Annotated in this window: 12 protein-coding genes, 4 tRNA genes and 1 pseudogene; 12 read left to right on the forward strand and 5 right to left on the reverse strand. The window is 48.5% G+C overall.

Translation table 11 applies throughout. The annotated features are described in order from the left end of the window. Positions 1-321: 321 nt before the first annotated feature. Complete coding sequence (locus AKL11_RS19115) at positions 322-945, forward strand: 50S ribosomal protein L25/general stress protein Ctc (RefSeq protein ID WP_067520457.1); 624 nt, start codon at positions 322-324, stop codon at positions 943-945. 39 nt (positions 946-984) lie between these two features. Next, positions 985-1,584 carry an aminoacyl-tRNA hydrolase gene (pth, locus tag AKL11_RS19120; RefSeq protein WP_067520460.1) on the forward strand — a complete coding sequence of 200 codons (600 nt, stop codon included), beginning with the start codon at positions 985-987 and terminating at the stop codon, positions 1,582-1,584. Between the two features lie 12 nt (positions 1,585-1,596). Here the strand turns inward: pth and AKL11_RS19125 are convergent, their stop codons facing one another. Together AKL11_RS19125 and AKL11_RS19130 are read right to left on the reverse strand one after the other, a co-directional pair. Further along, positions 1,597-2,610 carry a D-alanine--D-alanine ligase family protein gene (locus tag AKL11_RS19125; RefSeq protein WP_067520463.1) on the reverse strand — a complete coding sequence of 338 codons (1,014 nt, stop codon included), beginning with the start codon at positions 2,608-2,610 and terminating at the stop codon, positions 1,597-1,599. 210 nt (positions 2,611-2,820) lie between these two features. Then, positions 2,821-3,978: a hypothetical protein gene (locus AKL11_RS19130; RefSeq protein WP_067520466.1), complete on the reverse strand. Its 1,158-nt coding sequence runs from the start codon at positions 3,976-3,978 to the stop codon at positions 2,821-2,823. A gap of 304 nt (positions 3,979-4,282) precedes the next feature. Between AKL11_RS19130 and trpR the strand changes: the two genes are divergently transcribed. The 7 genes from trpR to AKL11_RS19165 all read left to right on the forward strand — a co-directional run bounded on the left by trpR (position 4,283) and on the right by AKL11_RS19165 (position 7,861). Further along, positions 4,283-4,555, forward strand: coding sequence for a trp operon repressor (gene trpR, locus AKL11_RS19135; RefSeq protein WP_067520469.1), 273 nt, complete (start codon positions 4,283-4,285; stop codon positions 4,553-4,555). A 101-nt stretch (positions 4,556-4,656) separates the two neighbouring features. After that, entirely contained in the window at positions 4,657-5,934 is a 1,278-nt protein-coding gene (locus AKL11_RS19140) for an amino acid permease (RefSeq protein WP_095210526.1), read from the forward strand. A 140-nt stretch (positions 5,935-6,074) separates the two neighbouring features. Further along, positions 6,075-7,166, forward strand: a complete 1,092-nt coding sequence (gene ychF, locus AKL11_RS19145; RefSeq protein ID WP_067520472.1) for a redox-regulated ATPase YchF — start codon at positions 6,075-6,077, stop codon at positions 7,164-7,166. Positions 7,167-7,341: 175 nt separating this feature from the next. Beyond that, positions 7,342-7,418, forward strand: a tRNA-Met gene (locus tag AKL11_RS19150). A gap of 98 nt (positions 7,419-7,516) precedes the next feature. Next, positions 7,517-7,591, forward strand: a tRNA-Gln gene (locus tag AKL11_RS19155). A gap of 85 nt (positions 7,592-7,676) precedes the next feature. Then, positions 7,677-7,753, forward strand: a tRNA-Met gene (locus AKL11_RS19160). 33 nt (positions 7,754-7,786) lie between these two features. After that, positions 7,787-7,861, forward strand: a tRNA-Gln gene (locus tag AKL11_RS19165). Between the two features lie 77 nt (positions 7,862-7,938). Here AKL11_RS19165 and AKL11_RS19170 read toward each other — a convergent pair. Together AKL11_RS19170 and AKL11_RS19175 are read right to left on the reverse strand one after the other, a co-directional pair. Then, positions 7,939-9,153 (reverse strand): dipeptidase, encoded by a 1,215-nt coding sequence (locus AKL11_RS19170; protein ID WP_067520476.1) that lies wholly within the window; start codon positions 9,151-9,153, stop codon positions 7,939-7,941. A 75-nt stretch (positions 9,154-9,228) separates the two neighbouring features. Beyond that, positions 9,229-9,714, reverse strand: a complete 486-nt coding sequence (locus AKL11_RS19175) for an Lrp/AsnC family transcriptional regulator (RefSeq protein ID WP_067520479.1) — start codon at positions 9,712-9,714, stop codon at positions 9,229-9,231. A gap of 353 nt (positions 9,715-10,067) precedes the next feature. Here AKL11_RS19175 and AKL11_RS19180 point away from each other — a divergent pair, with 353 nt between their 5' ends. The 3 genes from AKL11_RS19180 (at position 10,068) to brnQ (ending at position 13,859) form a co-directional block, all read left to right on the forward strand. After that, on the forward strand, positions 10,068-10,844 hold the full coding sequence (locus tag AKL11_RS19180; protein WP_067520482.1) for a TSUP family transporter: 777 nt from the start codon (positions 10,068-10,070) through the stop codon (positions 10,842-10,844). A gap of 43 nt (positions 10,845-10,887) precedes the next feature. Further along, a complete protein-coding gene (cls, locus tag AKL11_RS19185; protein ID WP_067520487.1) occupies positions 10,888-12,351 on the forward strand; it encodes a cardiolipin synthase in 1,464 nt (487 codons plus the stop codon). Between the two features lie 176 nt (positions 12,352-12,527). Next, positions 12,528-13,859 carry a branched-chain amino acid transport system II carrier protein gene (gene brnQ, locus AKL11_RS19190; RefSeq protein WP_067520491.1) on the forward strand — a complete coding sequence of 444 codons (1,332 nt, stop codon included), beginning with the start codon at positions 12,528-12,530 and terminating at the stop codon, positions 13,857-13,859. A 58-nt stretch (positions 13,860-13,917) separates the two neighbouring features. Here the strand turns inward: brnQ and AKL11_RS26095 are convergent. Then, positions 13,918-14,113, reverse strand: a pseudogene (locus tag AKL11_RS26095) (hypothetical protein); the annotation flags it as partial.

Consider the following 14,113-nt stretch of genomic DNA (forward strand, 5'->3'; position numbering starts at 1 on the left):
CAGTTCGCAGAACGTTGGTACTGCAGTTGGTGATAGTGCTCTGGCTAGAAAGGTTGTATAAAAAGCGAGCTCCCGGAGGATTGTTCGATGATCTGAAGTGAGCATGGCAGCCATCTCAAACTTGGTGGTTGGGGATGGTTGCTTTTTAGCTGATTATTCGATTGCTGTTGAACTATTGTGCTTTGAGAACTCTAAAGTCGAGAACACTGGCCACGCGATTGAAACTCGCTTTGCTTTTTTTCACTATCTCTGTAATATATCGCACCTTTAAAAGAACCGCTGTTTCTGGTCGCAAGAGCAGTGGTGTTACTGGAGATAAACATGTCTGAAGCAATCGTATTAAGTGCAGTAGCACGTAAAGATGTAGGGAAGGGTGCGAGCCGCCGCCTGCGTCGTGCTGATCTGGTTCCAGCTATCATCTATGGTGGTAGCTCCGAGCCTCTGCAAATCACTCTGGAAGGCAAGGCCATCCGTAAAGCGCTGGAAGTTGAATCTTTCTACTCCCAGATCGTCACTCTGGAAGTAGACGGTGCCAAGCAGCAGGCTATCCTGAAAGATCTGCAGCGTCACCCAGCGAAAGAATTCGCTATGCACATGGACTTCCTGCGCGTTGAGGCGGATCACGAAGTAACTACTAACGTACCACTTCACTTCATCAATGAAGAAGCGTGTGTTGGTGTTAAAGCGGGCGGCGCTATCGTGCACAACCGTGTAGACCTGGAAATCAAGTGTCTGCCAGGCGATCTGCCAGAGTTCATCGAAGTGGACATGGCTAACGTTGAGCTGGGTGGTCACGTTCACCTGAGCGACATCGCTGTTCCTGCTGGTGTTGAAGTTCTGAACCACGGTCAGGATCTTGATATCTCCAGTGTTCAGGCTACTCGTGCTGGAACTGAAGAAGACGAAGCATCTGAAGCGTCTTCTGAAGAAGCTGGCGAAGAGTAATCATTGTTGCTTGAGTAGCAGCCAAGGAGGCGTGACATTATGGCGAAACCTTCAGAACAGCCTGTCCGGCTGGTTGTGGGGCTGGGTAACCCAGGTTCGCAGTATGAAGATACCCGCCATAATGCAGGCTTCTGGTACGTTGAGCAGTTAGCAAGAAGCTGTGGTGTTGTTCTGCAGCCTGAGAAGAAATTCTTCGGCGAAACGGCTCGCGTACAAATTGGTGGACAAGAAGTCCGCCTTTTAAACCCTTCTACATTTATGAATCGAAGTGGTCAGGCCGTTGGCGCTATGGCAACTTTCTTCAAAATCCCTCCCGAATCCATTCTTGTTGTTCATGATGAGCTTGATTTGCCTCCGGGTATCGGCCGTTTAAAACAAGGCGGTGGTCATGGTGGTCATAATGGTCTGCGGGATATTATTTCAGCGCTTGGAAATAATCGTGAGTTTCTGAGGTTGCGCCTTGGGATCGGTCATCCGGGTAACAGCAAAGATGTGGCTAACTATGTGTTAACCAAACCCTCGGTTGCTGATCGGCAGAAAATTGATAGCGTAATAGACGAATCTGTTCGTATAACTCCCGAAGCTTTGAACGGTAAACGCTCAAAGGCCATTCAGGAGCTGCATACTTTTTCTGCTTGATGGCGTTCCGGTTTAGGAATCTAGATGCGCTGACAGATTTAACTCTGGTATTGGCCAGTAATTATCCCCGCTGAATGAATTTTTTCCTCGCTCTAATGCCTGATCAACCAAACCGCAAATGAGTTTTTCAAATTCGATACCCGCATGTTTTGCGCCATCTGGGAAAAGACTGGTAGGCGTCATTCCGGGCAGGTTGTTAATTTCAGAAAATATCGGTTCGCCATTCTCCGGAACAATAAAATCGGATCGGCTTATATCTCTGCAACGAATGAGCTGGTGAGCTTGAAGTGCTATCTCTTGCACTCTTTGTTTCTGCTGATCGGAAATTCCAGCGGGAATGATGTGTTCACTGAGCCCGGGTGTGTATCGGTGCGTGTAATCGTACCAGGCGTTGTTGGGGGTGATGATTTCAATAACCGGTAAAACATGTGTGCGTTCCAGATCCAGAATACCGGCAGTGACTTCTCGCCCTTGAATGAACTCTTCGATGAGAAGGAGGTGATCTTTCTCAAAGCCTTCAGTCAGCCGTTCGATCAGCTCTTTTTTTCCTTCGGCAAACTGCACGCCAATGCCCGACCCTTGGGCAAATGGTTTTATGACCACTCTCTCCCCTAATGTATCCAGGCATTTTTCTACCGACGTTTTGATGGGTTCAGCGCTTGATACCAGGCAGTCTTTCGCTAACGGTACACCGCCATGATGAAGGATTCTTTTGGTGGCGACTTTGTCTAAAGCACAGGCACTGGCCAGTACGCCAGAGCCGATATATGGGATGCCCATTACTTCCAGCATTCCTTGCAGGCAGCCATCTTCACCCATAGGGCCATGGGCGACAGGGAAGACAACGTCAACTTGATGGGTTAGTAAATTGGCGGGAAGTGCCGCATCAAGTTCCAGAGTGACTACATTGCCATAGTGTTTTTCCAGTGGTGGCGTGATGCGGCCGGCAGATAGCCTGGAAACACGCGCCTCCGGAGACGGTCCTCCACAGACGATGGCAATCGTTGTATTTTTTTTATCCTTCATAAATTGATCCAGATGCTGTTGGCTGTTTATACCTGTCGCCTTTCAAGTTGCTACTTTGTTGGCTGCTTTTATGCCCTGGGGTGCTCGTTCACCCCACTCACCTACTCGTTGTAGGCTTATGGGGTTCACTCGTTTGCCGCCGCAGAGCAACTTGAAATTATTTGGGTATATAGGGTCATATATATAGTAGTAAGGAATTATGGATTGTTTTCAGTATTCAGAAGTTCCCCAGCGATAGAGTCCGTGAACAAAAAACAGGGTGGTTCCGGCAGCTAAGAGTTCGGTAACCGTGACGGCATCTGTGAACATGGTGACGCCATAGGCAAGTAACGCGCCTAGAGTTAATGACTCGGTAGCAAATAAAAGGCTCGACCCTGCTGCGACGACGCCGGGCAGGTGGTCAATACCAACGGTGTGCATGACAGTGCCAGTAAAAGGGCTGGATGCTTTCCAGAGTGCGCTTTTAAGCGGGTGTCTGCTTTGGTATGAGGGGAGGTTGATGGCAGACGGAAACTCTGTGATCAGTTCTCCATTATTGATAATAGCGTTTAGTGTAAATAGGTCGCCAGTTTGGGACAGGGAAGCGATTGCCCGTTTTGCTGCTGGTTGAGTCGTATTGTTAGAGTCAACGTTATTTATCAAGTAAGCCTGAAGTTCTTGTATATAGGAATCATCATAATCGTAGAGTGGCGTTTGAATTCTGATGCCATTTTTGAATTGAAGGAAAGATGAGTCTGGTGGTGCCTGAAAGGCGTCCTGATTAGTGGTTCTCAGTTTGGCTGTTGGCATGCCGGCAGGCAGTGTTTTTATGGCACGCGGGCTAAGTGAGATTACTGAGATGCTTGGTAACGGGTTGATGATACCGCTGACTATTTTATGGCATAGCAATGCATCGAGAGTGGAGGTGCCATTAAAGTTGCGCTCGTTGTAGGTTCGCAGAATAGTGATAGGTCTAAATTCAGAGCGGAGTTCTGTATATTCGTCTGCTACAGGTTCAGGGGTTATGGAAATATGGCTGATGGTTTTTAGCCCTTGGTCGTGACAATAGTAACTCGCTTTTGAATTGGCAGGGAGGTGGGGAAGGGTGTATGGCTGGCCGGGAGTAGCGATAACGTCCTCGGCGGGGGCAAAAATATATCGGCCTTGTACAAAAACACCCTTTGTATTCAAGCTGATCTGCTGAGAGGTGTTGTAGTCGGAGGGGTCAAAGTGAATTGTTACTATGGGCGGGGATTCTTTACTTTGTTCCAGTGTTTCAATGTCATGGCTTGTTGGTGTTGCCAGCGCTTCGGTGCTCGGTATTTGATTCGTGTCGAATGCATGCAACACGGTTGTTAGTAGCAGGGGGATAAAGAAAAAATATTTCATTGCTGAGTTCACTGAGTTGTTAAGTGGTTGGTCATTTGAGTCCGAATGAGTCCGAAAGCGCTCGTAGGTCTTCGTAATACACAACATCTGTCGTCGATATAAGATTGGCTGCACAAACAAGCTTGAATGCTTAGACAGTTTTTTGAGGAAATAATTCGCAGGCAATGAACAAATAATAATTTCTGTTTTTTGCGATCATTTTTTGCAATCAAATACCTTTACTAAGTAGAAACCGGAATATCAGCAAATGATGTACTGCTGTACTGTTACAGAAGTACGGTGGTCTTTAGAGATTGAGCAAGTCATGAGAGCTGAGCCTTGGTTACAGGTAATCAAATTGTTGAGTGATCAACAGAGCGCTGATTCCCTTCATGAAGTGATGCATGTGTTGCTGACCCGGGAGGAACGGGAAGCGATAGGATCCAGATTGTCTATAATGCGGGCACTTGTCGCTGGAAAAGAGTCTCAGAGGGAGATTGCCAAGCTTATAGGCGTCAGTATCACCAAAGTGACTCGTTGCTCGAACTATCTGAAGACGCTGTCAGCATCAGAAACCGTAATGATTGAACCAACCTGAAGGGTTGGTGTCTATATTTGCAGGAGCTAAAGTCTTTATCTTGAGTGGAAGGTAAAGACTGCAGAGCGGCAGATGTATTCCCTTAAGTCGTAGGAATAATAATGTCTCAAGCAATTGTCACTGAGAGCGCTACCGGCTCTATCAGTAAACATGCTGAAGGAAAAAAAGGCACAGTGCTTGGCAGCGCTGTGATCGTCGCAGGCACTGCCGTGGGTGCGGGTATGTTTTCCCTTCCTGTCGCCACCAGTGGCCTCTGGTTTGGCTATTCCATCTTGTTTATGGTGCTCTCCTGGTATTGCATGTACAGCGCTGCGCTTTACCTTCTGGAGGCGAATCTGCGTTTTCCTCTGGGTGCCAGCTTCGACACTATCGCCCAGGGAACCATTGGCAATCTGGGCCGGGTAATTAATGGAGCTTCGGTAGCGTTTCTTTGTTACATCCTGACCTATGCCTACATCTCCGGTGGAAGCTCGATTATTTCTTACTCGCTGGAGTCGGTGGAGGGGGTGTCGCTGTCTCCGCCCGCGGCCAGTTTTGTGTTTGCCTTGATCCTCTCTGTTATTGTGATGATGGGTACCCGGGCGGTTGACCGAATAAGTACAGTGCTGATGGGTGGGATGGTGATCACCTTTCTCTGGAGCGTTAGTGGGCTGATTGGCAATGCATCAGTCGACTATTTGATGGTGGACTTGCCTTTCTTTGATGTGGTGCCTTATTCAATGGGTGCGCTTGGCTTCTTTACCGTCAGTTTTGGTATGCAGACTGCAGTACCCAGTATCACCCGTTATCTGGATAAGGACGCCGCGAAGGTGAAGAAAGCGTTATTGTCCGGTTCGCTGTTGGCGCTGATTTTTTACACTCTTTGGCAGTACAGTTTCTTTGGCAACCTTTCCAGAGATGCATTCCCGGCGATTATTGCCGCTGGTGGCAATATTGGGAGTATGCTGGAGGCACTTGCAGCGACAGGTCTGCATGTCAGTATTTCAACCGTCCTGCAGTGGTTCGCAAATATGGCGGTGGCTAGCTCATTCCTTGGTGTGTCCCTTTGCCTGTTTGACTACATAGCGGATCTGTTTGATTTTGATAACAGTTTTACGGGTCGACTGAAGACCGCTGCAATTACGTTTGTACCTCCTACTGTGCTGGGTATGTTTTTGCCGGACGGGTTTATTACGGCGATTGGCTTTGCCGGGCTGGCTTTGGTGGTCTTTTGTATCATCTCGCCCGTGGTGATGGCGTATGTAGGGCGTCAGCGCGGAGAAGAAGGGTATCAGGTTTCCGGTGGTCTCTTTAGAATGGCTTTGGTATTGCTGTTTGGCGTTGCGGCTATTGTATTTGCTTCGCTGGATCTGGCCGGTTTACTGCCCTCATTTGGTTGATGAAAATGGCTCCCGGATTTCGGGAGCTTTGCTGTTTTGATTGTGTATTTCCTGCGTGATCATAAAATTATCTGAAATTTTTCCCCTCAGTCTTTATAATTCGCACCCATTAACTATTTTCAGGAACGAGCAGAAACGCTATGGGCTTCAAATGCGGCATCGTTGGACTGCCAAACGTCGGTAAATCCACGCTTTTTAATGCCTTGACCAAGGCTGGTATTGATGCGGAAAACTTCCCGTTCTGCACCATTGAACCCAATGCGGGTGTTGTGGCCATGCCCGATCCGCGTCTGGATAAGCTGGCGGCCATCGTCAAGCCGCAGCGCGTGCTGCCCACAACCATGGAGTTTGTAGATATTGCCGGGTTGGTGGAAGGTGCCTCCAAAGGTGAAGGTCTTGGTAACAAGTTCCTGGCAAATATTCGTGAAACCGACGCAATCGCCCACGTTGTTCGCTGTTTTGTGAACGATAATGTGATTCACGTCGCCAATAAGATTGACCCTAAGGCTGATATTGAAATCATCAATATGGAGCTGGTTCTGGCGGATCTGGAAAGCTGTGAAAAGCAGCTGCAGCGCGTGGTTCGTTCTGCTAAAGGTGGCGATAAAGAAGCGGTTGCTCAGAAAGCGCTGCTGGAAAAAGTGATCCCTCACCTGGAAGAAGGTAATCCTGTTCGCTCTCTGGATATGAGTGATGAGGAGCGCAAACTGGTTCGTTTGTTTCACCTGCTGACCATTAAGCCAACCATGTACATTGCTAACGTGGATGAAGATGGTTTCGAAGATAACGAATATCTGGATACTGTTCGTACCATTGCTGAGCAGGAAGGCGCTGTTGTTGTGCCTATCTGCAATAAGCTGGAATCAGAAATCGCAGAGCTGGACGATGAAGAGCGAGCGGAGTTTCTGGCGGATCTGGGCATGGAAGAGCCGGGGCTGGATCGTGTGATTCGTGCAGGTTACGAATTGCTTGGCTTGCAAACCTACTTTACTGCTGGCGTGAAAGAAGTTCGTGCCTGGACCGTAAAAGTGGGCGCGACCGCACCTCAGGCTGCCGGCGTAATCCATACGGATTTTGAGCGTGGTTTTATTCGTGCGGAAGTGACCGGCTATGATGACTTCATCCAGTTCAATGGTGAGCAGGGTGCGAAAGAAGCAGGACGACTGAGAGTGGAAGGCAAGGCTTACATCGTGAAAGATGGCGATGTGATGCACTTCCTGTTTAACGTCTAAGAGCTGATTCGTCTCTGTAGAAAAGGCACGAATTACCGTGCCTTTTCTGTTTCTGGCCGGTTTCCAGAATAGAAGGCGATGGGTTTATATACCAAGAGAATGTAAGTGAAGGTTATATAAGCAATTTGCTTGACAGTTCTCGATGAAATCACTAAAGTGCGCACCATCTTTCGACGGCTAGGTAGCTCAGTTGGTTAGAGCACAGCACTCATAATGCTGGGGTCGGCAGTTCGAATCTGCCCCTAGCTACCATATTCTTTTCATTCGTACTCTTGTTATAAAGAGGTGGGTGAAATGATATGGTTGCGAAAACGCTATTCCCTATAGTAGCATCGAAAGCGCTTCTCAGCTGGGGTGTCGCCAAGCGGTAAGGCATCAGGTTTTGATCCTGACATGCGGGGGTTCGAATCCCTCCACCCCAGCCAAATCTCTGATTGTTGTGATGAAATTAGGTTGATCTTACTGATTGACAGATGATGGTTGAATCATGACAATAGCGATCCGGTTTGTGGCTAGGTAGCTCAGTTGGTTAGAGCACAGCACTCATAATGCTGGGGTCGGCAGTTCGAATCTGCCCCTAGCTACCATTATTCCGGTTTTATTTGCTTATCAAAAGCAATTGGGGTGTCGCCAAGCGGTAAGGCATCAGGTTTTGATCCTGACATGCGGGGGTTCGAATCCCTCCACCCCAGCCATTTTCTAAAAGCCTTTCTGAGATTTCAGGAAGGTTTTTTTTTGGTTTTTTGTTTGATTTTATTTTGAATAACGTTCATCAAAACTGATTTTTTGGGAGCTGTTTAAGCAGAAAGGCCTGAAGGTTTCCGCCCATGACTTTACGGATTTCTGTTTCCGTAAAACCCTGTTTAATCATCAAGTCAGTCAACACTGCAAGTTCTGAGGCGTCGATACTCACGCGAGTGCTGCCATCAAAATCGGAGCCCAATGCGATATGATCTTCCCCCGCCAGATCGATGGCGTAGCGTAAAGTTTTGACAATACCTTCTGGTGTTATGTCGCAAATCGCATCCCAAAAACCAATGCCGATTAAGCCGCCTTTGTCTGCTACACGCTTGATCAGATGATCCGAAATATTCCGGGGTGAATCGCAGGTGCCCAGTAGGCCGGTGTGAGAAATCACTACGGGTCGTGTGGCCAGCTTCAACACTTCATCCACCACCGATTCTGAGGAGTGTGCCAGATCAACAATTAGCTCCATCTCCTCCATTTTTGCCAGTGCCCGTCGGCCAAATAAACTCAGACGAGAACCGCTGACGCCGTGCAGTGAGCCCCCAAGGTGGTTATCAAAAAAATGGTGCAGACCAATCATTCGATAACCTGCGTCGTATAATTTCTGAAGCTTGTCTAAATCACCTTCCAGGGCATGTGCGCCCTCAATGGCAAGCAGTCCGGCTACCTGTTGGCTGCCTCCAGCTCTGTTTTTTAACGTCTCTTTAAGGTCTTGTTGGTAGCGGATGATGTTCAGTTCGTCTGGATGGGCTTGTTCTATTTTTTCCAGCTTTTCTGCTTGATAAACAGCCCGTTGGTATAAGCTGGTCCATGTGGTGATAGGCCAGGCTTGGGCAAAGGCGAGCAAGGTAATATTGTCGATGGCTTCGCTGTCATTTCGGCTATAGTTTTGACCCCTTGGGGATTTGGTCACCGCTGCAAAGGTCTGAATGGCCACATTGCCTTCCCGGAGTCTGGGCAGGTCAACATGCCCATAGTTGTGTCGTTTGGTGATGTCCCGGTTCCATAACAGACTGTCTGCATGAAGATCGCCGATCACCAGTTGTTGGTGAAGTTTTTCAGCTGCTTTTGAGATGTTATAGGGAGCGTGAGGTGCCACTTGGTTCATTCCCTGCTCGATGGTGGGAGGAGCGAAGATCCACGTTAATATTATGGCGGAAGCGACAAACAGGGCGGTGATACGGGAGGCAAGGCGCCAGATGCTGGCAGGTTGGCGAAGATTTGTGGCTTTTTTTTCCATGTCTCAACTATATACGTCTGAATACGTCTGATGATTATTATTATGTTGGACGACAGTGTAACAGGCCTATCTTTGTCAGAGTGATTTTTTATGTAAATGGTTTAACGGCAGTGCTGTTTTGCGAATGGGCTGTCGCAGTACAAAGCTGGAATGTACGCCGGTAACGCCGGCAATCCGGGTGATTTTATTGAGCAAAAAATCCTGATAGTAGTTCATGTCCGGCACCATTACCTTCACCATGTAGTCAGCAGACTGTCCGGTGATCAGCAGGCATTCAATGACTTCGTCGTAATCATTAATGGTGCTTTCGAATGCGGCAAATCGTTCGGGTGTGTGTCTGTCCATGCTGATGTGGATCAGAACAAACAAGCTTAATCCAAGTTTCTCCGGATTTAATAGAGTAACTCTTCCGGTAATCAAACCCAGTTCTTCGAGATGCCTGACTCGCCGCAGGCATGGTGAGGGAGTCAGTCCAATGTGATCTGCCAGATCCTGATTGCTGATGCTGGCATCAGTCTGAAGCTCTTGGAGTATTCGAATATCATAGCGATCGAGATTCATGGTTTAATATTTCACTAATTATTATTTACTTGGAATATTATTGCTCAAAAAGCTCGAATTTGCCATAAACTCGCAATCATCTGCCAGCCGGTTCTTTATATACTATTTCTGTCGCCACAAGTGACGGTGAAGCATCAGGGCTATAAACCATGATGAACAGATATTCCGAACCAGGAGTGCTGTGCAGAAACCCACAAGGTTGAGTAGGATGATCATTCAGAGGCATCAACAGGCTAGGTGTTGGTTACCCTTGAGCAGATTTGCAAGCCGCTGATTATTGGGAGATGGTCAGCGGTTTTTGTTATATAGTACCCGCTCTTAATTATCCGCTCTCATTTCTGCAGGGACTCACCTTGGACGCGACCATTACTCTGGACCTCGTTGTCTTTCTGTTTGCCGTGGCAACGGCTGCCGGTTTTGTTGATGCTATTGCCGGTGGAGGCGGGATGATTACGGTTCCGGCTTTGTTGGCTGCGGGCTTATCACCGGTTCAGGCGCTGGCAACCAATAAACTACAGGGTACCGGCGGAACGCTTTCTGCCAGTTATTATTTTATCTCCCGCAAGGCGGTCAATCTCAAAAATCTGCGTTTGCCCATTGCCATGACGTTTGTGGGCAGTGTGCTGGGCACGATCTTGGTGCAGCGGATTGATGCCGGCATTCTGGAGCAGCTGATTCCCTTTTTTCTTATTGGTATCGTGTTGTACTTTCTGTTTTCGCCAAAGCTGGGGGCGGAGCAATCGGACGGGGTGATTTCCCTGACGCTTTTCTCTTTTACTGCCGCTGTGGGTATTGGTTTTTATGATGGTTTCTTCGGACCCGGCACCGGTTCATTTTTTACCGTGGCCTTTGTGGGTTTGTTGGGGTTCTCAATGACTAAAGCCACAGCCAATACCAAAGTGTTGAATTGCACTAGCAATGTTGCGTCTCTGCTGTTTTTCATTATTGGAGGGCAGGTTGTGTGGGTTGTTGGGCTGGTGATGATGCTTGGGCAGGTGCTTGGCGCTCGACTGGGCTCAAGATTGGTGCTGAGCCGTGGTCAGACGTTGATTCGCCCGATGATTGTGGTGGTTTCGCTGGTGATGACCGGCAAACTGCTCTGGGAAAATTATGGACATTTAGTGTATTAAGCGACATCTTTAATGCATCCATTGTCGCTTAGGCTCTGTTTGCATGGAACCCACCTGGTTTAGCTGGCTGTTTGGTGCAGCCTATTTCAGTGCCATTGTTGTGTTTGCTGTCGTGGTGATTATGACACGCCGGCCGGTGGGTGTTTCCCTTGCCTGGTTGGTGCTTCTGGTCGCATTACCAGTAGCAGGCTTTGTTCTCTATATTTTGTTTGGTTCTCCTCGGCTAGGTGCCCGGCGTTTAAAGCGCATGCATTCGTTGTACCCCGGCTATGCACAATGGTACCACCATCTTTCTCGAATTGTTTCTGTGAATAAGGCGGCCAGCCAGCCTGTCTCCCGTCACAATGCCATTTTCTCTCTGGCAGAAAAAAGCAGCATTCCCCTGTTGCCGGGAAATCATCTCAAGTTGTTTTCTGAATATGGGAAAATCATTGATCAGTTGTTGCTGGATATTGAAAACGCCAGGCATAGCCTGGTTCTGGAATTTTATATTTGGGAGCCTACGGGGCGAGCTAAAGAGGTGGCAGAAGCGGTGATCAGCGCTTCATGCCGTGGCGTTGATTGCGTGGTGGTCCTGGATAATGTCGGCAGTCGTGGTTTTCTCAACGGTTTGTGGGCGCGGCGCTTCCGGGTTGAGGGTGTCAGTGTGACGGCCTCTATGTCAGTCGGACCTTTGGGTATGTTGGTGGAACGAATCGATATTCGCAATCACCGAAAAATTTTGGTGGTGGATGATCGCATAGCATGGACTGGCAGTTTTAATCTGGTAGACCCTTCGTTGTTCAAACAAGATGCTCAGGTTGGACAATGGATTGACGCTATGGTGAGAATCGAGGGTGTCGCCGCCCACGTGCTGGGCGCTATTGTGCAGTGGGATAAAGCCTTGGAAACCGGAGCAGAACATCCCTCGTTTAACCGGGAGTATGAATACCCTTCTCAGAAGGATCAGGCTAGAAAAGGTGCCTGCCTGCACGTATTGCCATCAGGCCCGGATGTGGATCGGGAGATGCTGCACCAGATACTGCTGACGGCTATTTATGAAAGTGAGGAAGAACTTCTGATCAGTACACCTTACTTTGTGCCAGATGATGCGCTGCTCACCGCACTGAAATCGGCTGCCATGCGAGGGGTGGATGTCCAGGTTCTGGTGCCGGAACGAAATGATTCTCGTATGGTGCATCATGCCAGTCGCTCCTATTATCAGGAGCTATTGCAGGCAGGGGTTCGGATTCAGCAGTTTCGAGGCGGCCTTCTCCATACCAAGTGTGTGTTGGTAGATCGTAAAACCGCGTTGTTTGGCACGGTGAATCTGGACATGCGCAGTGTCTGGCTGAATTACGAAGTCACGATGATTATCTACGACAGCGTCTTTGGTGAGGCTATTTTTGACGTGCTTCACTCGTATATGAATGGCGCGGAGGAAGTAAATATCAAGGTTTGGGTTAAACGACCATTTCGGCTTAAGTTGTTGGAAAATACAATGCAGTTACTGAGCCCTCTGCTTTAGGTAGATGAAATAAACGAAAATACGCACCTTTCGTGGTATTTATTCTATAAATTTCTGTTTTGTCATAAGAAAATCTGATTATTTAAAAGAGGTAGTGGAAAACCCTCATTGGTCAATCTCCCTGATTGTGGAATAAATGTGCACTGTTTCTCACTATTACCTTCAGGGGGCTGGTTTTGTCGCAGACTTTAAAAACTACAGACATCATGGCGACAGGCTTGATGACGTTCGCGCTGTTTCTTGGCGCCGGTAATATTATCTTTCCGCCCTTTCTTGGTTACATGGCCGGAACCGAGTTGGTGTCGGCGATTATGGGTTTTCTGCTGACCGGTGTCGGCTTACCTCTGCTGGGTGTTCTTGCCTGTGCCAGAGTAGGCGGCGGACTGGAGAAACTCACCAAGGTATTCCCGGAGAAAATGGCGCTTATTTTTGCGGTGGTGCTGTTTCTTGCCATTGGCCCGTTGTTTGCCGCGCCAAGAACCGCAGTGGTTTCCTACGAACTGGGCTTGCTGCCGTTTATTGGTGAATCAAGCGGGCTGTCTCTGGCGTTATTCTCCCTCGTTTTTTTTGCGGTAGCGCTTTATCTGGCGTTATTTCCTGGCCGCCTGCTGGAAACGGTGGGTAAGCTCATCACGCCAATGCTGGTAGCCGTTCTGGTGCTGATTGCCATTGGTGCCTTTATGTTCCCTCAAGGGGAAGTGGGTATTGCGACAGAATCCATGATTCAGCAGGGCTTCTTTAATGGTTTCCGTGAAGGTTATCAGACTATGGATACACTGGGCGCATTGGTGTTTGGTGTGGTGATTATTAATGCGATTCATAGCAAAGGTGTGACTGAATCGAAGCAAGTGGCTCGGTATACCTTTATTGCCGGTTTGATTGCGGCGGTTGGGTTGTCATTGGTTTATCTGGTGTTGGGTTATATTGGCTCTACCAGTCATTCTCTTATCGCACAGCCTCAAAACGGTGCTGAAATCATCAGTCTGTTTGTGGATGCGGTATTTGGCGTTTGGGGCAAGGCGGTACTGGCGATTACGGTGATTCTCGCTTGTTTGACAACAGCGGTTGGTTTGCTCAGTGCCTGCGGAGAATATTTCTCTCGAGTAATGCCTGCGTTGAGTTATCGGGGCTGGGTGGTGGTTTGTGCTCTGGCCAGTGCCTTGATTGCTAATGTCGGTTTGAATACGCTGCTGACGGTAACGATTCCGGCACTGCTGATTATCTATCCAATTGCTATTGCCCTGATTCTGGTGACGTTGCTGAAACCGGTGCTGACCATGCCAGGAAGGGTGATGCTGCTTGTTTTGGCACCGGTTGGTTTGATCAGCCTGATTGAAGGTTTGCATGCGGCTGGGGTGGCGTTTGTTAATCCTGCCTACCAGTTGCTGGCTTATTTGCCGCTGCAGGCAGAAGGGCTGGTGTGGCTGATGCCGGGTGTGTTGGGTGGTGTTCTGGGAGTATTGGCTTCTCGCAATACAGCCATCACTGCAGAGCCGGTTCAGGGGTAAGCTAAGGCGGCCTGGGAGCAAAGCTCTTTGGCCGCTTTTTTTGTTGATTCACGCTGCACTAGTGTAGTGCGCCGTTCTTTTTGCTGCTTAAGCGGCAATTAGCTCGAACTACCTTCTCCAGTATGTCATTAGCCTTGGCTGTCCATATAAACGGCTTGGGCTTCTCGTTATGTTTTTCGATATATTCCTCTATTGCCTCCACAAGCTCTGGAACACTTTTGAATACCCCTCGACGTAAACGCTGTGTGGTTAAA

This window comes from Endozoicomonas ascidiicola, from assembly GCF_001646945.1.
Taxonomy (GTDB): domain Bacteria; phylum Pseudomonadota; class Gammaproteobacteria; order Pseudomonadales; family Endozoicomonadaceae; genus Endozoicomonas; species Endozoicomonas ascidiicola.